16 protein-coding genes are annotated in these 19,801 nt (G+C 75.3%); 5 read left to right on the plus strand and 11 right to left on the minus strand.

Annotated elements, in window-relative coordinates; genetic code table 11:
- The first annotated feature begins 93 nt into the window (after positions 1 to 93).
- Positions 94 to 1,086: a carboxyltransferase domain-containing protein gene (locus tag AB0L40_RS18380; RefSeq protein ID WP_364357707.1), complete on the plus strand. Its 993-nt coding sequence runs from the start codon at positions 94 to 96 to the stop codon at positions 1,084 to 1,086.
- A 40-nt stretch (positions 1,087 to 1,126) separates the two neighbouring features.
- Positions 1,127 to 3,301 (plus strand): amidase family protein, encoded by a 2,175-nt coding sequence (locus AB0L40_RS18385; RefSeq protein ID WP_364357710.1) that lies wholly within the window; start codon positions 1,127 to 1,129, stop codon positions 3,299 to 3,301.
- Positions 3,302 to 3,740: 439 nt separating this feature from the next.
- On the opposite strand, the gene AB0L40_RS18390 is transcribed toward AB0L40_RS18385, so the two are convergent.
- The 3 genes from AB0L40_RS18390 to AB0L40_RS18400 form a co-directional block, all read right to left on the minus strand.
- The gene (locus AB0L40_RS18390; RefSeq protein ID WP_364357712.1) at positions 3,741 to 5,216 is read right to left on the minus strand and encodes an MFS transporter; all 1,476 of its coding nucleotides are present in this window, start codon (positions 5,214 to 5,216) and stop codon (positions 3,741 to 3,743) included.
- A 409-nt stretch (positions 5,217 to 5,625) separates the two neighbouring features.
- On the minus strand, positions 5,626 to 6,225 hold the full coding sequence (locus AB0L40_RS18395; RefSeq protein ID WP_364357715.1) for a DNA-3-methyladenine glycosylase I: 600 nt from the start codon (positions 6,223 to 6,225) through the stop codon (positions 5,626 to 5,628).
- Between the two features lie 298 nt (positions 6,226 to 6,523).
- Complete coding sequence (locus AB0L40_RS18400) at positions 6,524 to 7,624, minus strand: M20/M25/M40 family metallo-hydrolase (RefSeq protein ID WP_364357718.1); 1,101 nt, start codon at positions 7,622 to 7,624, stop codon at positions 6,524 to 6,526.
- A 366-nt stretch (positions 7,625 to 7,990) separates the two neighbouring features.
- Between AB0L40_RS18400 and AB0L40_RS18405 the strand changes: the two genes are divergently transcribed.
- The gene (locus AB0L40_RS18405) at positions 7,991 to 8,755 is read left to right on the plus strand and encodes a hypothetical protein (protein ID WP_364357721.1); all 765 of its coding nucleotides are present in this window, start codon (positions 7,991 to 7,993) and stop codon (positions 8,753 to 8,755) included.
- 144 nt (positions 8,756 to 8,899) lie between these two features.
- On the opposite strand, the gene AB0L40_RS18410 is transcribed toward AB0L40_RS18405, so the two are convergent.
- Positions 8,900 to 9,652 (minus strand): sulfite exporter TauE/SafE family protein, encoded by a 753-nt coding sequence (locus AB0L40_RS18410; RefSeq protein ID WP_364357724.1) that lies wholly within the window; start codon positions 9,650 to 9,652, stop codon positions 8,900 to 8,902.
- A 273-nt stretch (positions 9,653 to 9,925) separates the two neighbouring features.
- Between AB0L40_RS18410 and AB0L40_RS18415 the strand changes: the two genes are divergently transcribed.
- A complete protein-coding gene (locus AB0L40_RS18415; protein WP_364357727.1) occupies positions 9,926 to 11,890 on the plus strand; it encodes an AAA family ATPase in 1,965 nt (654 codons plus the stop codon).
- Positions 11,891 to 11,903: 13 nt separating this feature from the next.
- Here AB0L40_RS18415 and AB0L40_RS18420 read toward each other — a convergent pair whose 3' ends face one another.
- Complete coding sequence (locus AB0L40_RS18420) at positions 11,904 to 13,553, minus strand: hypothetical protein (protein ID WP_364357730.1); 1,650 nt, start codon at positions 13,551 to 13,553, stop codon at positions 11,904 to 11,906.
- 294 nt (positions 13,554 to 13,847) lie between these two features.
- On the opposite strand from AB0L40_RS18420, the gene AB0L40_RS18425 reads away from it, so the two are divergent.
- A complete protein-coding gene (locus AB0L40_RS18425; protein WP_364357733.1) occupies positions 13,848 to 14,225 on the plus strand; it encodes an ArsC/Spx/MgsR family protein in 378 nt (125 codons plus the stop codon).
- Positions 14,226 to 14,548: 323 nt separating this feature from the next.
- On the opposite strand, the gene AB0L40_RS18430 is transcribed toward AB0L40_RS18425, so the two are convergent.
- From AB0L40_RS18430 to AB0L40_RS18455, 6 genes are all read right to left on the minus strand, one after another.
- Positions 14,549 to 17,407: an aconitate hydratase gene (locus AB0L40_RS18430; protein WP_364357736.1), complete on the minus strand. Its 2,859-nt coding sequence runs from the start codon at positions 17,405 to 17,407 to the stop codon at positions 14,549 to 14,551.
- Complete coding sequence (locus AB0L40_RS18435) at positions 17,404 to 17,856, minus strand: PIN domain-containing protein (protein WP_364357739.1); 453 nt, start codon at positions 17,854 to 17,856, stop codon at positions 17,404 to 17,406. The genes AB0L40_RS18430 and AB0L40_RS18435 overlap by 4 nt, the downstream gene beginning before the upstream one ends.
- Positions 17,853 to 18,074, minus strand: a complete 222-nt coding sequence (locus AB0L40_RS18440; RefSeq protein WP_364357742.1) for a CopG family transcriptional regulator — start codon at positions 18,072 to 18,074, stop codon at positions 17,853 to 17,855. The genes AB0L40_RS18435 and AB0L40_RS18440 overlap by 4 nt, the downstream gene beginning before the upstream one ends.
- Before the next feature lie 62 nt (positions 18,075 to 18,136).
- Positions 18,137 to 18,889 (minus strand): thioredoxin domain-containing protein, encoded by a 753-nt coding sequence (locus AB0L40_RS18445; protein WP_364357745.1) that lies wholly within the window; start codon positions 18,887 to 18,889, stop codon positions 18,137 to 18,139.
- A gap of 3 nt (positions 18,890 to 18,892) precedes the next feature.
- Entirely contained in the window at positions 18,893 to 19,438 is a 546-nt protein-coding gene (locus tag AB0L40_RS18450; protein WP_364357748.1) for a vitamin K epoxide reductase family protein, read from the minus strand.
- Positions 19,438 to 19,801 (minus strand): hypothetical protein (locus tag AB0L40_RS18455; protein WP_364357751.1); only part of this gene is annotated, 364 nt, incomplete at its 5' end. The genes AB0L40_RS18455 and AB0L40_RS18450, both read right to left, overlap by 1 nt.

A 19,801-nucleotide genomic window follows, 5' to 3' on the forward strand; every position in this document is an offset into this window, starting at 1 on the left:
AGCTAGTCGGGCTCGAACCGACGACCTCCTGGGTGCGATCCCATTGGTCTGCCGGTCGGGTAATCGCGGGTCGGCGCCCGCGGCGCCCGGGACGTGGTCGCAACACCCGCCGAGGCCGCCCCGGCGATCCTCGCCGAGCTGCCCGGCCGCGACGGCCAGCCGACGATGCGCTTCCGCCGGGCCGGCGACGAGAACCTCGTCGTCGAGTACGGCGACCCGTCGATCGACTTCGCGCTGCGGCTCCGCGTGCACGGCCTGCAGCAGGCGATCCGCGAGCGCGCGCTGCCCGGCGTCCGCGACCTGACCCCCGGCGTCCGCTGCCTGCAGGTCCGCTTCGACCCCGACCGCCTGGCGCTGCCGCGGCTGATGGACGAGCTGCAGCAGCTCGAGCACGACCTGCCCGCGACCGACGCCCTCGAGGTGCCGGCCCGCGAGGTCACGATGCCGCTGTCGTGGGAGGACCCGGAGGCCGTCAAGGCGATGGTCCACTACCAGGAGCACGTCTTCCCGGAGGCCCCCTGGGCGCCGGACAACATCGAGTACATCCGCCGGATCAACGGGCTGGCCGACAAGCAGTCGGTCCAGGACCTGATCCTCGACACGCAGTACGTCGTCGTCGGCCTGGGCGACGTCTACCTCGGCGCGCCAGTGGCCCTGCCGCTGGACCCGCGTCACCAGCTGGTGACGACGAAGTACACGCCGGCCCGCACGTGGACGCCGGAGAACGCCGTCGGCATCGGCGGCGCGTTCCTCTGCGTCTACGGCATGGAGGGCCCCGGCGGCTACCAGCTGTTCGGCCGCACCGTCCCGGTCTGGATGCGCCGCGACGAGGAGGGCCGCACGCCCGAGAAGCCGTGGCTGCTGCGGCACTTCGACGTCCTGCGCTTCGAGCTCGTGTCCGCCGACGAGCTCCTGCGCCTCCGCGCCCGCGCCAAGGACGGCCACCATGTCGTCTCGATCCGCGAGCGCCCGTTCACCCTCGCCGACCGCCGCGCCCTCGAGGCCGCGCACCCCGCCGAGATCGACGCGCACCGCGAGCGGCGCTCCGCCGCCTTCGAGCGCGAGCGCGCCTCCTGGGCCGCCTGACACCATCCAACGACCGACACCCCGCGAGACCGAGAGCCCGATGCCCCAGAGCAGCGCCATCACCCCCGATCCGGCGGGCGACGCCACGTCCACGGAGCGCGCGGCCGCGCCGGATGGACCGGGCGGCACGGGCTTCGCCCCGCGGGACGCCGGCGCGGTCCTGGCCGCCGTACGGCGGGGCGTGGCCGACGTGACCGAGCTCGCGCGCGCCGCCCGCGACCGGGCGGCCGCGCAGGACGACCCGTCGTTCCTCCACGTGGTCGACGACGCGACGCTCGACGGCTTCGTCGTGCAGGCCGAGGCCGCGGGCCCGCAGGCCGCGCTCGCCGGACTGACGTTCGCGGTGAAGGACAACATCGACGTCGCCGGCGCCCCGACGACGGCCGCCTGCCCGTCGTACGCGTTCGTCCCCGAGCGCTCGGCCACCGTCGTCGAGCAGCTGATCGCCCACGGCGCGGTGCCGGTCGGCAAGACGAACCTCGACCAGTTCGCCACCGGCCTGGTCGGCACCCGCTCGCCCTACGGCGCGCCGCGCTCGGTCCACGATCCGTCGCGGGTGAGCGGCGGCTCGAGCTCGGGCTCCGCGGTCGCCGTGGCACGCGGCGACGTCGACTTCGCGCTCGGCACCGACACCGCCGGGTCCGGTCGCGTGCCCGCCGCGTTCAACGGCCTGGTCGGCCTGAAGCCCACGCTCGGCCGCCTGAGCACCGCCGGCGTCGTGCCGGCGTGCCGCTCCCTGGACTGCGTCTCCGTCTTCACGCGCGACGTCGACACCGCCGCGACCGTGCTCGAGGCCCTGACCCGCTCGACCGGCCCGGCGCCCTACCCGGGCGGACCGACCGACCCGGCGGACCCGTCGTCGCGCGGCCGGCCGGGCGGGGCGGACGCGGCGGCGGCGCGGCTCGGGGGCGGGGCCGGAGGAGCCGTCGGCGGCGGGACGGTGGCCGGCACGACGACCGAGGCTCGTGGGACAGCCGGCGGCGTGACGACGGTCGGGGGCGCGCGCGTCACCGAGGCCCCGCGCCCATGGCGCGTCGGGGTGGACCGGGACGCGCTCGTGCTCGCCGGCGACGACCAGACGCGCGCCGCCTGGGCCGCCGCGATCACCGCACTGGAGGATCGCGACGACGTCGAGGTCGTCCCCGTCGACCTCGAGCCGTTCGTCGCCGCCGGGAAGCTGCTCTACGAGGGCCCGTGGGTCGCCGAGCGCTACGCCGCCGTCGGCGCGTTCCTCGAGACCGGGCCCGCCGACGCCGATCCGACCGTCGCCGGGATCGTGCTCTCCGGTCGCGAGCCGCGGGCCGTCGAGGCGTTCGAGGCCGGGTACCGCCTGCAGGCGCTGCGCGTCACCACCCACGCGACGCTCGCGACCGTGGACGCGCTCCTGGCCCCGACCGCCCCGATCCACCCGACCGTCGCCGAGGTCGAGGCCGACCCGGTCGGCGTCAACACGCAGCTGGGCCGGTTCACGAACTTCGTCAACCTGCTCGACCTCTGCGCCCTGGCCGTCCCCGGCCCGCCGCGCCCCGACGGCCTCCCCTTCGGCGTCACCCTCCTCGCCCCGGCCTGGCACGACGAGCTGCTGCTGGAGTTCGGGGCGACCTGGGAGCGGTCGCTGGGTGGCGGCGGGGCGACATCGGCGGGCGGCGGGGCGACGTCGGCGGGCGGCGGCGGCGAGGCGGTGCACGACGTCGGGGTGGTCGGCGACGACGTCGGCAGCGCCGGCAGGGCGACGGCCGGCGCGGTCGCCGGGCCCACCCGCGGCACCGTGGTTCCCCCCGCCACCCCGACCGACGGCAGCGGCCGCGTCGAGGTCGTCGTCGCCGGCGCCCACATGGCCGGCCTGCCCGCCAATCCGCAGCTGCTGGACCGCGGCGCGACCTTCGTGCGCCAGACCCGGACGGCGTCGGGCCACGGCATCCGGATCGTCCAGACGCCGATGGGCGTCCGGCCGGGCCTCGCGCGCCCCGTCGCCGGCTCCGCCGCCCCGGAGGGCTCGGCCGGCCAGGTCGAGGTCGAGGTCTGGAGCGTCGACGCCGCCCTCCTCGGCTCACTGGCGGGCGAGGTCCCGGAGGGCCTGGCCCTCGGCCCAGTCGCCCTCCTCGACGGCACGCGCCGCCTGGGCTTCGTCGCCGCGGCGGTCGACCCGGCGGCCCCGACCGCCCCGATCCCGGGCGGCTGGCGCCGCCACCTGGCGGACGCCGCGGGAGCCTGAGGCAGCGCACGGGCCGAGACCGCAGCAGGCCGGTTGGCCGGGGGGCTGCGGTCCCGGGTCGGTCGGCGGGTCGGGACGGGACGGGACGGGGGTGCTGCGGCAGGTGGCGGTGAGGCGGCGGGCCGAGGGCGAGTGGCGGGCCGGAGCACGCCCCGCCGCGCTCCGCTCCGGCCCGAGTTGTCCCCGCCCAGCGCGGCAAACTCGGGCCGAAGGGCGACGGGCGGGTCGCCGCTCCGCTCTGGCCCGAGTTGTCCCCGCCCAGCGCGGCAAACTCAGGCCGAAGGGCGGCCGAACGCGCGCCGCGCCGCACCGGCCGCCATGCCCGTCCACCGCAGCGGACCCGCGCCGCCGCCCGGCGGGGAGGACGCAGCCCGCTCCAGCGACGTCGGCCCGACGAGGTGCGGCCCCCGACGCCCGGACCTTGTCAGGGCCCCGGCCCTCAGAGCGCTGCCGGCGTCGGCTCTCCCGCCTTCGCGGCCTCGATCATCGCGCGGGAGTCGCGCGTCGAGATCAGGAAGAACGCCGCCAGCGCGCCGGCCAGGGCGAAGGCCGCGCCGACCAGGAAGGCCGCCGAGAAGCCGTCCGTCAGGTCGACCAGCTGGGAGGGCGACAGGCGGCTGCGGGGGTCGACGCCGCCGGAGACGGAGGTCGCCACCGAGGCGAGGATCGCCACGCCCAGGGCGCCGCCGACCTGCTGCGAGGTGTTGATCAGACCCGACGCGAGGCCGGCCTGGTCGGGTCGGGTGCCCGAGACGGCGGCGATCGTGACCGGGACGAACGAGAAGCCCAGGCCGACCGCGGCCACCAGGGACGGCCCGAGGACGTCCGCCGCGAACGAGCCGCCGACCGACACCCGCGAGAACCACAGCAGGCCGGCGCAGACGAGCAGCAGACCGGTGATCAGGACCGGCTTGAAGCCGAGCCGCGTCACCAGGACGGAGGCGACGCCGGCCGAGACGATGATCGCGATCGAGAGCGGCAGGTACGCGAACCCGGCCTCCAGGGCGTCGAAGCCCAGCACCTGCTGCAGGTAGAGCGAGACGAAGTAGAACATCGAGAACAGCGACATGCCGACGAGCAGGCCGACGACGTTGGCCCCGCGCAGGGTCTTCAGGCGGAAGGTCGAGAGCGGCAGCAGCGGCTTGCGCGCCTGGGACTCGACGAGCAGGAAGCCCGCCAGCAGCGCGACGGCGACGACCCCGAGGCCGATCGTCTGCAGCGAGCCCCACCCGGCCCGCTCGGCGTCGACGACCGCGTAGACCAGCACCGCGAGGCCGGCCGTGACGGCGAACGCCCCGGGCAGGTCGAACGAGCGGTGCTCGTGGTCGTCCCGGCTCTCGGGCAGCAGGCGCGGGGCAAGACCGGCCGCGGCGAGCCCGACGGGCACGTTGACCCACAGGACCCACTCCCAGCCGAGATACTCGGTCAGGACCCCGCCCAGCAGGACGCCGGCGGCGCCGCCGGCCCCGGCGACCGCGCCCCAGACGCCCAGCGCCTTGTTGCGCTCGGCTCCCTCGGCGAAGGTCGTCGTCACGATCGACAGCGCGGCCGGCGAGACGAGCGCCGCGCCGAGCCCCTGGAACGCCCGGGCGACGATGAGCTGGATGTCGTTCGCCGCCAGGCCGCCGGCCAGCGACGCCAGCGAGAAGAGGATCAGGCCGGTCATGAACAGCCGGCGCCGGCCGAGCAGGTCGGCGAGGCGCCCGCCGAGCAGGAGACAGCCGCCGAAGACCAGCGTGTAGGCGTTGACGACCCACGAGAGGTCGTCCTGCGCGAAGTCGAGGCTGGTGCCGATGCTCGGCAGCGCGACGTTCACGATCGACGCGTCGACGACCACGATGAACTGCGTCGACGCGAGCAGGAGGAGGGCGAGGGTCTTCGCCCGCGGGGTGGTGAGCTCCACGGGGCCGGTCATCGGACCGTCCCCCGGGGTCCTGGGGTGGCGGGGCGCGCGGGTGGCGACGGTGGGGTCTGGAACATCGGTCGAGTCTCTCCGGCGATGCGGTCAGGGGCGGTCCGCGTTCGCCTCCGGCCGGAGGCCGATGCGGCCGCTCGCCGTCCGCATCCGTCCCGGCTCGTTCGATGGTCCGCCGACCCGGTGATGTCGCCCATGACCGCGACCCTAGGACCTCGACCACGCTGCAGGTCAAGGACCGGAGGCAACCACGATCGCGGTCGGGATCGTCGGTCCGGGCGGGCGGGGCCGGGAGCGGTCGCGCCGACGTCGCGGGCGGCGCGGACCGAGACGTCGCGCCCCGCGCCGCTCCCGCACGAGCCCGGGTCCCGGCGTGGGACCAAAGGGGCGCGCGCCCGACGCGCGTGCCTCACGCCGCCGCGCGCACGCACCCGGTCAGATGGTCGTCCACCACGCCCGCCGACTGCATGAAGGCGTACGCGACGGTCGGTCCGACGAACGCGAAGCCGCGCGCCTTGAACGCCTTGGCCATCGCCTTGGAGGCCACCGTCCACGACGGGACGTCCGCCATCGAGGCCGGCCGCCAGTCGGGAGCCGGGCGCTCGTCCCGGGCGGCGTCCGCGAACGACCAGAAGAACGCGTCCAGGCCCTCGTCGTCCCGCAGCGCCACCGTCGCGCGGGCGTTCGTGATCGCGGCGGCGACCTTCAGCCGGTTGCGCACGATGCCCGCGTCGGCTAGCAGCCGGGCGGTCTCCTCGTCCCCGTACGCCGCCACGCGCTCGGGATCGAAGCCGTCGAACGCCGCCACGAACGCGGGGCGCTTGCGCAGGATCGTGAGCCACGAGAGCCCGCTCTGGAAGGTCTCCAGCGTCAGCAGCTCGAACAGCGCGCGCTCCCCGTGCAGCGGCCGGCCCCAGTCCTCGTCGTGGTAGGCGCGGTAGACCTCGGGACCGCCGCCCCAGCCGCACCGGGTCACGTCGTCGTCGCCGGTGATCAGGTCGTCGGGCATGCCGCAGTCCTACCACCGGCGCCCGCCGGGACCCCGCGTGCCACGGATCCGGCACGGCAGCAGCGGCCGGCCGTCACGACCGGAGACGGGTGCGGCACCGAGGACGTCCCGGGGGGGAACCAGGACGCACCGCAGCGCGCGACGGCGCCCCGGCGTCGTCCCCCGGGGAACCAGGACGCACCGCAGCGCGCGACGGCGCACCGAGGTCGTCCCGCGGGCACGAGGACGCGTCGCGGGGCGCCGCGGCGCACGACCCGCTCGCCGCCCCGTCCCGGACCGCGCCGCGGACTCCTCCGCCTCAGGCCGTCAGCCGCCGCACGAGCGCCCGGACGACCGCCAGGCCGTCGGCGAGCGGCGGGATCGCGATCCACTCGCTCTCGCGGTGCATGTCGGCGCCGCGGGTCAGGCCCACGCACACGGTCGGTACGTCCAGCGGGAAGGCCGCGTTGCACTCGGTCGAGCCGACGTCCTCGCGTGCGGGACGCAGGCCGGCGTCGGCGCGGGCGGCCCGCGCGGCGCGGACGAGCGGCGCGTCGCCCGCCATGCGGCCGGCCGGCCGGTGGCCGATCCGCTCGACGCGCGCGGTGATCCCGGCGGGCGCCCGGCCGAGGGCGGCACTGACGATGCGGGTCGTCTCCTCGAGCCGGTCCTCGTCCTCGTCGCGCAGGTCGACGAGCAGCGACGCACGGCCGGCGATCGCGTTGACGGTCGTCCCGCCGTGGGCGACTCCGAGGTTGGCGTGGCGGCCCGGCGGGACGGCCTGCAGGGCGGCGGCGCCGGCCGCGAGCATCGCGTGGACGGCGCTGGGGGCGTCGCGGTCGCCCCACGAGTGCCCGCCCGGCCCCTCGTACGACGCGCGCAGGCGGACGGAGCCGATGCCACCCACGACGAGCTCGTCGAGCAGGTGACCCTCGAGCGACACGTACGCGCGCGCGGGGACCGTGCGGAGCAGGTGCTTGGCGCCCCGCAGGTCACCGAGGCCCTCCTCGCCGACCGTCGCGGCGAGGACGACGGGGACCGGCCCGGCCAGGGTGCCGGCCGCGAGATCGCGGGCGAGGACGACGAGGGTGGCGACGGCGACGGTGTTGTCGCCCACGCCCGGGGCGACGAGCCGGTCGCCGTCGCGGCGCGGCTCCAGGACGACCTCCGGCCCGAAGACGGTGTCGAGGTGCGCGGAGACGACGACGGCCGGGAGGGCCGGGTCCGTGCCGGGCCGGCGGGCGAGCACGTTGCCGACCTCGTCGCGGTCGGTCTCCAGGCCCACGGCGTCGAACAGGCCGCGGACCGCGTCGCCGCGGGGCCCCTCGTCGCCGGTCGGCGCGGGGATCGCCGACAGCCGCAGCGTCAGCTCGACGAGGTCGTCGAGGGCGGGATCGGCGGCGGAGCGGCGGCGGGACACGGACGGACGGCGGACGGGGTGCGGGTACCCGACCCGGGGACCCTCCCACATGACCGGTCGCCGGGCGCTCCCGGACGCCGTCGGGCCCGACGGGCGGGGGTCCTCGCCGGGACGGCCGGACGGGCCGGGGCCGATCTCGGCCGCGCCTTGCGCCCGAGTCTGCCGGCCGGGGGTCGGTCGATCGTCGGCCAGGCGGTGTCCCGTGTCGACCGCGCCCTGCGCCGGAGTCGGGCCGGCCGTGAGGCGCCCCGGGCACCCGCGCGTCGTGCCGAGCCGCCCGTCGCACCCCATCGTCCGTCCACCCGCCGGGCCGACCGATCGTCCACGACGGTCGGCGGCCCGCACGTTCTCGCCGATCCCTCGGAGGTGACTCGACGCCTCGCGGCCCTCCCCGCCCTGCTCGCCGTGGTGCTGATGGCCCCGTCCCCCGCGTCCGCCGACCGCCCACGTGGTCCGGGGCACCCGTCGGGCGGCGGCGCGTCGGCCACCACCGTGGCGGACGTCGACGTCGGCAGCTTCCCGACCGGCGGCGCCGGCGCGGACGAGGTCCCCGCCCAGGCCCCGGACCCGGCCCCGGCGGCGGGCGGCGACGCGGGGGTCGACGACGACGGGGCGACCGACGGGAACGGCGACGGCACCTCGGGCACCGGCGTCGCCCCCGACCCCGCGCTCCTCGTCCCCGTGCCGAGCAGCCGGCGCACCGTCAAGGGCCGCGTCGCCCGGATCCGCACCGACGGCAAGGCCGCGATCCCGCGGTCGTCACCGCAGGCCGTCAAGCGCGTGATCGCGGCCGCGAACCTCATCGTCGGCCGGCCGTACAAGTGGGGCGGCGGCCACGCGAAGCTGTTCGACACGGGCTACGACTGCTCCGGCGCGGTCGGCTACGCGCTGATCCGCGGCGGCCTGCTGCAGGGCTCGATGGTCAGCGGGACGTTCGCGCACTGGGCCGCCCGCGGCGCGGGCCGGTGGATCTCGGTGCACGCCAACGACGGCCACGTCTACATGGAGATCGCGGGCCTGCGCCTGGACACGAGCGCCGTCGGGGATCCGGGAGGCGCCTCGGGCGTCCGCTGGCGCCCGGTGATCGGCCGCCGGACGGGATTCCACACCCGGCACCTCGCGGGGCTGTAGGGCCGCGGGCACTGGGCCCGCCGGACCCGGATGCCGTGGCCGGCATCGCCGTCGCCTTCCGCCCGTCCCAGGCGCGGTGGCGGTCCCGGCTGCCGACCAGGGCTCCCCGGTCCGGGGCCGCGGGGCGCCCCAATGGCGCGTCCCTCACACCACGAGCCGCACCGCCAGCACCACCGCGACGAGCGTCCCGCCGACGACCACGACTCCGCGCAGCACCCGGTCGGGCAGGCGTCGGCCGTAGCGGGCGCCGAGCGCCGCGCCGACGATCGAGCCCGCGGCGACGAGGCCCGCGGCGTCCCACGCGACGTGCGCGAAGAGGACGAAGCCGATCGCCGCGACCCCGTTGGCGATCCCGACCAGCGCGTTCTTCAGGCCGTTGAGCCGCTGCAGCGCGTCGGGCAGCAGCAGCCGCAGCACCGCCAGCAGGATCACGCCCTGCGCCGCCCCGAAGTACCCGCCGTAGACGCCGACGCCGTAGGCCGTGCCCCCGAGCAGCGCCAGCCGCTGCGGGGTCAGGATCGCGGTCGTCTGCTCGGGCGCGGGCCGGCGCGCCATCAGGAAGCACGCCAGCAGGATCAGCAGCGGGACGATCGCGTCGAAGACGCCGTCGGGGAGCACGAGCAGCAGCAGCGCGCCGGTCGCGGCGCCGGTCCCCGTCCCCGCGCCCAGCAGCAGGACCCGCCGGCCCTGGTCGCGCAGCTCCCGGCGGTAGCCCCAGACCGCGGAGACGTTCCCGAAGACGAGCCCGACCGTGTTGGAGACGTTGGCCGTCACCGCGGGGAAGCCCACCGCCAGCAGCACCGGGAACGTCACGAGCGACCCGGACCCGACGATCGCGTTGATCCCCCCGGCCACCAGGCCGGCCACGAGGACCACCGCGACATCGAGCACGCTCACCCGCGGATCAGATCACGCCGGGCCCGGCGGGGCCGATCACGCCAGGACCGCCGGGGCGGGCGCCCATCCCGCGTGGCCGGAACGCACGCCACCGCGCGGTCGTGCGTGGTCGGCACGTGATTCCCGCGAGGCCGGTCTCCTCCCCCGTCGCGCCGCCCGGGGCGGGAACGCCCCCGTCCCGCGGGGGGACCACACGGCCAGACCTGGCGCCGCGGCGGCAGGACGAGCGTCCGCCCGCGTCCGGGTCGCCGGGGCCGGTCGTATCCTCCGCCCGTGCCCACCGGCGACCACCTCGACGGCCTGGAGAGCCGGCGCTTCGCCGGTCGCCGCGCCGAGCTGCACCGCCTCGACGCCTTCCTGGCCGACCGCCCGGACCGCCCCGTGCTCGCGCTGCACGGGCCCGGCGGGATCGGCAAGAGCGCGCTGGTCCGCGAGGTCGTCCGCCGCGCCCGCGACCGCGGGATCGACGTGCACCGCGTCGACGGCCGCGACCACGACGGGGCGGGCGAGGCCCTGGCGGCAGCGTTGGCCGCCCTGCGCACGCGGGACCGTCCGGACGCCGGGTCGCTCCTCGTCCTGGACACCTACGAGGCCGTCCCGGCCCTCGGCGCGCTGCTGCGCCGGGGGGTCCGCCCGCTGCTGGGGACGGGCGCGCGGGTCCTGATCGCCGGTCGCCGACCACCCGAGCCGGCCTGGCGCGAGGACGGCTGGTCCGAGGTCCTGCAGACGCTGCGGATCTCGCCGCTCGCCGACGAGGACGCCCGCGAGCTCCTGCGCCTGCGCGGGTTCGACGCGGGGCCCGCGGCCGACCGGATCACGGCCTGGGCGGCGGGCTCGCCGCTGGCGCTGACGGTCGCCGGGGACGCGATCCAGGCGGGCCACGAGCCCGACCTCGACCACCTGGACGCGGACGACCTGCTGGCCGACGTCCTGCTCGAGCGCCTGGCCGCGGACGAGCTCGGCGGCGCCGACCGCGAGGTCCTCGCCGTCGCGTCGATCGCCCTGGCCGTCGATGCCCGCCTGCTGTCGGCCGTCCTGCCGGGCACCGACGGCGACCACGCCGAGGCGTGGCTGCGCTCGCGCTCCTTCAGCGAGCAGGTCGGCACCCGCGTCACCCTCCACGACCGCGTCCGCCGCGCGGTCCGCGGCTCCTTGGAGGCTTCGGACCGCAACCACGCGCACGAGCTGCGCCGCCGCATCGCCGACCACCTCTACGCCCGCATCAACGAGGGCGAGGTCCGCCTCTTCGTCGACCTGGCGGAGCTGATCGCCGAGGAGGAGATCCGCCGGGCGATCGCGCCGCCGCCCGTCACCCACCGCGCGGAGTGGAGCGGACCGGGCGACGCCGACGTCGTCGCCGGGCGCCTCCCGCCCGGCGTCGTGCCGCGCTGGCCGGCCCTGCGCCGCTGGTTCGACGAGGCGCCCGAGGCCGTCGTGCTCGTCCGCGACACCGCCGACGAGATCGTCGGCTACGGCGTGGCGATCACCCCCTCGAGCGCCCCGGCGTGGGCCCACGAGGACGCCGTCGTCGGCCCGTGGCTCGCCGACGCCGCCGTGCGCGCGCCGGGCGGCGACGCGCTGCTGCTGCGCGAGGCGGGCGTCCTGTCACCGGACGCCGACCGCGCCGAGGAGGCCGCCGTCGTAGCGACCGGCAACCACGCGGTCATCCGGGCCGCGGGCCTGACGACGGCGCGCTGGGCCTACGTCGGCCTCGACCCCGTCGACGCCGGGCGGATGGCGATGCTCGAGGCCATCGGCTACGAGCGGGTCCCCCACCTGGACCCCGCGGACGACGGCGGGCTCGTGTGCTTCGTCCGGGACTTCGGGCCCGGCGGCGCGGCGTCGTGGATCCGCGACCTCGTCTACCACGGGGTGGGCCTCGCGCCCGCGTCGCACCAGCTGACGTCGACGATGGATCCCGGCACCGTCCGCGACGCGCTGCGCGGCTTCCACGACGCCACGGCGCTGAGCGTCAACCCCCTCGCCCGCGGCATCGGCCTGACCGAGCGGGCGGCGACCGTCCGCGCGCGGATCGAGCAGGCCTCGCGCGCGGCGTTCGGCGACTCGGCGGAGGAGCGGCTCCAGGCCCAGGTGCTGCGCCGCGGCTACCTGGACCCGGACGGCGGCCACGCCCGCGCGATGCTCGAGCTGCACATGAGCCGCACGACGTACTTCCGCCGGCTGGCGCGCGCGACGGACCGCGTCGCCGACCACGTCCTGGCCGACGGCGGCGCCTGAGGCGTCGCGTCGTTCACGCCACGGGCGGCCAGCAGTAGCGGTACGGCGGGAGCGCCTCGCCGCCCCAGTCCTCGAGGGCGTCGATCGCCTCCCCCACGCGGACCGCGGCGCGCAGGAGCTTCGGGAGCCCCGCCAGGTCCTCGTCGTCCGGGACGACGACCGGCCGGCGGGCGCCGGTGCCCTTGCGCAGGTCCGCCAGGAGCACGTCCCGCTGGTACGCCAGCCAGCGCTCGCGGCCCGCGGCGTAGGCCGGCGCGTCCCGGTACGCGATCACGACCTGCTCGGCGCCGTGGGTGCGCATCCGCCCCCGGCCGTCGGCGCACGGCTGCTCCGGGCCGGTGTTCGTCGTGAGCAGTCCGCCCTGCCGCAGCTCGCGCGGGCGGTCGACCGTCGCCTGCGCGGCGTAGCAGTCGGTCGCGCGGACGCCGACGACCTCGAGGTACGCCCGCAGCAGCTCCTCCGGGGTCCCGGGCAGGTACGGGAACGGCGACGGCACCGGCGGCGGGTGGTGGATCCGCGGGTGTTGGGCGTCGGCGACGGCCGACCAGTTGAGGACCTCGAGGTGGACGTCGTCGGCGCGCAGCGGGGCGAGCGGCGCGGCGGCCTGCATGCGCGCGAAGCGCTCCGGCCCGACGTCGGGGTGGACGACGACGAGGCCGCGGACGAGCGTCCGGATCGCGTCGTGCTCCTCACCGCCCCGGAGCGCCCGGAACTCGGAGAACCGCGCGAGCCCGAAGCAGCGCTCGGGCCCGATCCCGGCCTCGGCGCAATAGGCGAGGCCCACCTCCTCGTCGAGCACCGACGGCTCACCGGCCCGCCGCGCGACCCACTGCTCGTGGGCGGCGAAGGACGTGGCGACGGGACGGCCCGCGTCGGCGGACTCGCCGGCCGGCCCGGAGGACTGACCGGCCGCGCCCGGATCCGCGGCGCCGGGGACCGCCGCGACGCGCGACGTCCCCTCCCCCTCGTGCACGACCGCCCACTCCACGACCCGCCCGCGCTCGGAGTGCGGGGTGCGGGTCTGGCTGATCCGGTCGGGGACGCGATGGATGCCGAAGACGCGGTCCGCCGCCGGCCCCGACGCGCTCAGGTGCTCCAGCACGGCCGCGAGCTGGCCGTCGCCGCGGGCGCTCAGCCGGGTGACCACGACGACCGGGGCGTCCGCCGCGCGGTACGGCGATCGGGCCTCGTCGCGGGCCCGCAGCTCCTCGACGGCCGCGGCGGCACGCTCGCCGGGATCGTCGATCCGGGCGACCCGCTCGCGGTTCAGCGCCTGCCGGACGCCGTCCCGGAACTCGCCCTTGCGCAGCGCCCGCTGCTCGTTGATCGCCGCCAGCGGCCCGACCTCCGCGATGCGGGCCTGGAGCTCGTCCGGCGACGCCAGGTCGCCCATCCCCGCGCCGTGCAGGTAGCGCCCGGCGGGACCGCCGAGGATCCGCGCCTCGTCGTGGATCGCCCGGGCCTCCTCCCACGACGCCTGACTCGCGACCTGTGCCTCTGCGACCCGCGCCATGTTCGCGTCGTAGGCGGCGCGCTGCTCCGGCGTCAGCGACGCCAGGCCGGCCTCGATCGCCGCCTGGTCGGGAGGATTGCGCGCCGCGTCGAGACCCTTGACGATGTTGGACGGCCTCATCGCCGTCGCGACCTGCTTGAAGAACCCCACGTCCGCCCCCGCGCCGCCGGTCCCGGCCGCGCGCCGGGCTCGCCCCGGACTCTAGATGGTCGATTCCACGGAGATCGTGGGTGTGGGGTGCGTTCCGGGCGGTGTCCTGGCGTCGCACGGTGCCGAGAGCCAGACTGGAAGTCTGACTGAGGTGCCGGGTGGCGCCAGGTGCCGTCCGGAACGTGCACCACGCCGCGAGATCGTGGAATCCATCATCTAGGCCGTACGTCGTCCACGGTCGAGTCCCGGGTCGGTCCCGGTCCCGACGGACCGGGCGGCGCATAGGATCGCCCCGTGACCCTGACCCTGATGCACAACCCGCACTGCCCGACCTCGGTGCACGCCCTCGACGCGCTCGAGGCCGCCGGCCACGAGGTGACGGTCCGCAAGTACCTGCTCGTCGCGGAGCGCCTGTCGGAGGACGAGGTCCGATCGCTCGCCGAGCGCCTCCAGGGCGACCCGGTCGACGCGCTGATCCGGCGCGACAAGCGATACAAGGACCTCGGCCTGGACGCCGACGGCCTGGGCGTCGACGAGGTCGTGGCGATCCTGGTCGAGCACCCGGCCCTGCTCCAGCGGCCGATCCTCGACGACGGCACCGACGTCGTCATCGGCCGCCCGCGCGACCGCCAGGCCGCCTGGGCGGCGGCGGGCGCCGCCGTCGTCGCGTAGGCGCCGCGAGGAGGTCACCTCCTCGGCAGCCGGCCTGCGACCCGGCCACTGAGACGCGGCGCACGACCGGTGCGGTTCGGTGTCGCGGGACGACACGAGCCCGCACCACACCAACGCGCCGCACGACCGGTGCGGATCGGCGTCGCGGGACGACACGAGCCCGCACCACACCAACGCGCCGCACGACCGATGCGGATCGGCGTCGCAGGACGACACGACCAGCCCCCCGCCCCGCACGGCCCCGCGCCCCGGAACGCCGAGCGCCCCGGCGGGCCGGGGCGCTCGAGGACCTGCGGGCCGGACGCCGTCCGGCGCCCGCGGGATCACCCCTCGGCGACGAGCTGGCGCAGCACGTAGCGCAGGATGCCGCCGTGGCGGTAGTAGTCCGCCTCCTTCGGCGTGTCGATGCGGACGCGCGCCTCGAACTCGATGTCGTCGGCCTTGACGTGGACCGTCTTGGGCAGCTCGCCGGCGTTCAGCGCGTCGGCCAGGCCGGTGATCGTGAACGTCTCCTCACCCGTCAGGCCCAGGGACTCGGCGGTCTGGCCGTCCGGGTACTGCAGCGGCAGGACGCCCATGCCGACGAGGTTGGAGCGGTGGATCCGCTCGAACGACTCGGTGATCACGGCGCGGACGCCGAGCAGGTTGGTGCCCTTGGCCGCCCAGTCGCGGGAGGAGCCGGAGCCGTACTCCTTGCCGCCCAGGACGACCAGCGGGACGCCGGCCTTGATGTAGGCCTCCGACGCCTCGTAGATCGAGGTGACCTCGTCCTTGGGCAGCTGGCCGTCGTCGAGCAGGTAGCGGGTGAAGCCGCCCTCGGTGCCCGGCGCCATCTGGTTGCGCAGGCGGATGTTCGCGAACGTGCCGCGGATCATCACGTCGTGCGAGCCGCGGCGCGAACCGTAGGAGTTGAAGTCCGAAGGCGCCACGCCGCGGCCCTCGAGGTACTTGCCGGCCGGGGCGTCGCGCTTGATCGAGCCGGCGGGCGAGATGTGGTCGGTCGTGACCGAGTCACCGAGCTTCGCCATCACGCGGGCGCCGGAGATGTCGACGACGGGCTCCGGCTGCGCGGGCATGCCGTCGAAGTACGGGGCCTTCTGGACGTAGGTGGACGCGTCGTCCCAGGCGTACGTGTCGCCCTTGGGGACGTCGAGCTCCTGCCAGTTCTTGTCGCCGTCGAAGACCGTGGCGTAGCTGGAGCGGAACATGTCCGCCTGCAGGCACTCCTCGACCGTCTGGGCGACCTCGGCCGTCGTGGGCCAGACGTCCTTGAGGAAGACCTCCTGGCCGTCGGAGCCGATGCCGAGCGGGTCGGTCTCCATGTCGAAGTCCATCGTGCCGGCCAGCGCGTAGGCGACGACCAGCGGCGGCGAGGCCAGGTAGTTCATCTTCACGTCGGGGCTGATGCGGCCCTCGAAGTTGCGGTTGCCCGACAGGACGGAGGTGACCGTCAGGTCGTGCTCGTTGACGGCCTTCGAGATCGGCTCCGGCAGCGGGCCGGAGTTGCCGATGCAGGTCGTGCAGCCGTAGCCGACGAGGTTGAAGCCGATCGCGTCGAGGTCGACGTTCAGGCCGGCGCGCTCGAGGTAGTCGGTGACGACGAGCGAGCCCGGGGCCAGCGACGTCTTGACCCACGGCTTGGAGTCGAGGCCGAGCTCGCGCGCCTTGCGGGCGACGAGGCCGGCGGCGACCATCACCGACGGGTTCGACGTGTTCGTGCAGGACGTGATCGCGGCGATCACGACGTGACCGTGGTCGAGCGGGAACGTGTGCCCGTCGTACTCGACCTGGGTGGCGGTGTCGGACTGCAGGACGGCGGTGCCGCCCGCGTGATCGCCGGCCGTGGCCTCGACCGGGTGGGCCGCGGAGCCGTTCGTGCCGCTGGGCTCCGACGCCGCGGGCGGGTCGCTGGCCGGGAACGTCGAGTCGAGCGCCTTGTCGTACGGGCCGCTCGCGCCGTCGTCCCCCGCGAGCAGGTCGCCCAGCGAGGACCGGAAGGCCTCCTTCGACACCGACAGCGCCACGCGGTCCTGCGGGCGCTTCGGGCCGGCGATCGACGGGACGACGTCGCCGAGGTCGAGCTCGACGACCTGCGAGAAGGTGGGCTCCTCCTCCGGGTCGTGCCAGAGGCCCTGGGCCTTGGCGTACGCCTCGACGAGCTCGAGCTGGTCCTTCGGACGGCCGGTGAAGGCGAGGTAACGGATCGTCTCCGCGTCGATCGGGAAGATCGCCGCGGTCGAGCCGAACTCCGGGCTCATGTTGCCGATCGTCGCGCGGTCCGCCAGCGGCAGGCGCGTGACGCCCTCGCCGAAGAACTCGACGAACTTGCCGACGACGCCCGTCTTGCGCAGCAGCTCGGTGACGGTGAGGACGAGGTCGGTCGCCGTCGCGCCCTCGGGCAGCGAGCCCTTCAGGCGGAAGCCGATGACGTTCGGGATCAGCATCGGGATCGGCTGGCCGAGCATCGCGGCCTCGGCCTCGATGCCGCCGACGCCCCAGCCCAGCACGCCGAGGCCGTTGACCATCGTCGTGTGCGAGTCGGTGCCGACGAGCGTGTCCGGGTACGCCTGGGCCGGCGCGCCGTTCTTGCCGTCCTTGAGGAAGACCGCGCGCGACAGGTACTCGAGGTTGACCTGGTGGACGATGCCGGTGTCCGGCGGGACGACCTTGAAGGACTCGAAGGCGTCCTGGCCCCAGCGCAGGAACTGGTACCGCTCCTCGTTGCGCTCGAACTCCTTCTGCGCGTTGAACGCGAAGGCCTGGGCGTTGCCGAAGGCGTCGACCTGCACCGAGTGGTCGATGACGAGCTCGGCCGGGACGAGCGGCTCGATCTTCGACGGGTCGCCGCCGAGGTCGCTCATCGCGTCGCGCATGGCGGCGAGGTCGACGACCGCCGGGACGCCGGTGAAGTCCTGCAGCACCACGCGGGCGGGCGTGAAGGCGATCTCGTCCGACGGGTCGGCCTTCGCGTCCCACGTCGCCAGGGCCTCGATCTGCTCCTTCGTCACCGAGCCGTTGCCCTCGGTCCGCAGGAGGTTCTCCAGCAGCACCTTGAGGCTGTAGGGCAGCCGCGCGACGTCGTACTGCTCCTGGAGCGCGTCCAGGCGGAAGATCTCGATGTCGCGGCCGCCGACGGACAGGGTGTCCTGGGCGCCGAAGCTGTTGGGGTGATCGGAGCTCATGCGAGGGGTCCTTCGGATTCGGTGAGGGACTGATTCGGCGCGTCGGCGGGGAGCAGCACGAAGGGCTGTCCGTCGCGCGTCTGCAGCGTGCGGAAGTGACGGTGGTCGAGCGTGGCGATGCGGCGGGTGCGCAGACGGGAGGCGAGCGCGACGAGCGACGCATCGGTCAGCCCGATGTCGTCACGGCGCTGCACGACGTCGAGGACGTCGGCGACACCGTCGGCCCACCAGCGGACGGTGTATACACCGGACTCGAGGTCACCCCAGAGCGCGCGCTGCGCGTCGACGCCGCCGCGCGAGCCCACGAGGTGATCCATCTCGGCGACCGCCAGGGGGCTGGTGAAGAGGTCCTCGTCGACCGTGAGGAGCCAGTCGCGGACCTGGGCGTGGGCCCGGTCGTTGCGATTCAGGGCGGCCACGACGACCGAGGTGTCGACGACGAGGCTCACAGGCCGAACCCGGTCTCCTCGAGGTACCGGTCGGCGTCCTCGGCGAAGTCGACGGGGCCCGCGAAGACCCCGATCGACGGCTTCGGCCGCGAGGGTCGCCCGACCGCGCCCGTGAGCGTGCGGCGGATGAACTCGGCCTTCGTGACGCCCTCCTCGGCGGCGCGCAGGGCGAGAGCCTCGTCCAGCGCCTCCTCCAGGTAGACCGACGTCTTCTTCACCCCACGTAGGGTATCACCCTATGTTCCCGACCTGCGCGGTCGGAATGAACCACAGGCTGTGCTCAGCCGGCGAGGTCGGACACCGCGTCGATGACCTTGCCCGCCCTCGACCCCGTGCCGTTGAGGTCGACCTTGCGGTAGTCCCCGGGGGCGGTGGTCCCGCGTCGACGCACGAAGACCGTGGGCGTGCCCTTGACGCCTAGCTGGACCTTGAGGGCCTCGGACTCGCTGCTGAGCCGGGTCGTCGCTGGCGTCGGGGCGGTCAGGATCGGGGTCCCGCGGAGCTCGGGGGCGACGCCGCCGATCTTCTGCAGCAGCGCCGGGGTCACCCACTTGAGGCCCTCGGACTTCTGGTTGTAGAACAGAAGCTCGGCGAGGTTCCAGGCCCGCCCCTGCGCCGAGGCTCCGAAGACCGCGGTCCGACCGAGCGGGCTGTCGGGGCCGAGCCCGGCGAGCATCCGCATCTCCAGGTTCGCCTTGCCCGTCCGCACGAGGTCGCGCACGATTCGCGGCCCGTCCTTGAGCACGAAGCTCTTGCAGTTCGGGCACTTGACGTCGACGAACTCGACGACCGTGACCGGCGCGTCGGGGTCGCCGAGGACCATGCCGTTCTGCGGGATGCCGCGCAGGAGCGCGGTCGTCTCCTTCGTCCCCTTCACGCCCTGGACGACCGAGGCGTCCTTCGCTGGGTCGTCGCCCGAGAAGGCGCCCGACCCCACGACCACCGCGATCAGGATGACCGCGGCCAGGAACGCGAGCCCGACGAGCTGTCCCCGGCGGTTGCGCGCGATCGCCTCGTCCAGGTCGTCGTTCACGGCTCAGGCCTTCGAGCCCTGCGGCCCGTCCCCACCGGCGGCCGAGGCGGCCGAGACCTCGGCGGCCGGCTCGTCCTCGTCCTCGTCGTCCTCGAGGTCCAGGTCCTCCGGCGCCGGGCCCGCCCCGGCGAGCGCCGGGCGGTCCGGTCCGCGGAGGAAGCGGATCGTGCTGGTGATCGCCAGCAGCGTCATCATGATCGCGCTCGTCGTGCAGAACGGACAGAACGCGTCGAGCGTGATGTAGGCCCGGTACATGAGGAACAGCGAGAACAGGAAGCCGATTCCCGCCCCGATCACCAGCGCGAGGCGGGCCAGCTCGTTGCGCGGGAAGGTCAGGAGCAGCAGGATCCCGACGTAGCCGACGATGCCGAGCACCGAGACCGGGATCCCGAAGAGCTCCGACCACTCGGACTGCTGGACGATCGTGCAGCCGGCGCTGACGCCGCAGACGCCGGCGTGCTCGTACTTGGAGTACGTGAGGTAGATCGCCGCCGCGAGGCCGATCGCCGCGAAGACGTACTGCGCGATCCGCAGGCGGCGGTCCAGCATCAGCGCGTCGCTGCCTTCGCGCTCGCCGTGGCCTTCTCGACGCCGGCCTTGATCGCGTCGACGCTGGACTCGACGGAGGTGTAGACGTTGGTGCCGCGGGCCTGGACGAAGAACGCCGGGGTGCCGGAGGCGCCGAGGCCCTTGAACTTCGCGTCCGCCTCGGCCGCGAGGGAGCGGCTGCCGGGCGTCTCACGGACGTTGATCGCGGCGGCACCGACGCCCGGGGCCTGGGAGGCGATGTCCTTGAGCTTCTTCTCGGTGATCCAGGACGTCGACTCCTCGCCCTGGTTGTAGTAGTTCATGCTCAGGAACGAGAAGAACTTGTTCGACGCGGCCAGGTTGTTGACGGCGATCCGGCCGATC

The sequence above is a fragment of the Patulibacter sp. NPDC049589 genome (assembly GCF_040675535.1).
In the GTDB taxonomy this organism is placed as follows: domain Bacteria; phylum Actinomycetota; class Thermoleophilia; order Solirubrobacterales; family Solirubrobacteraceae; genus Patulibacter.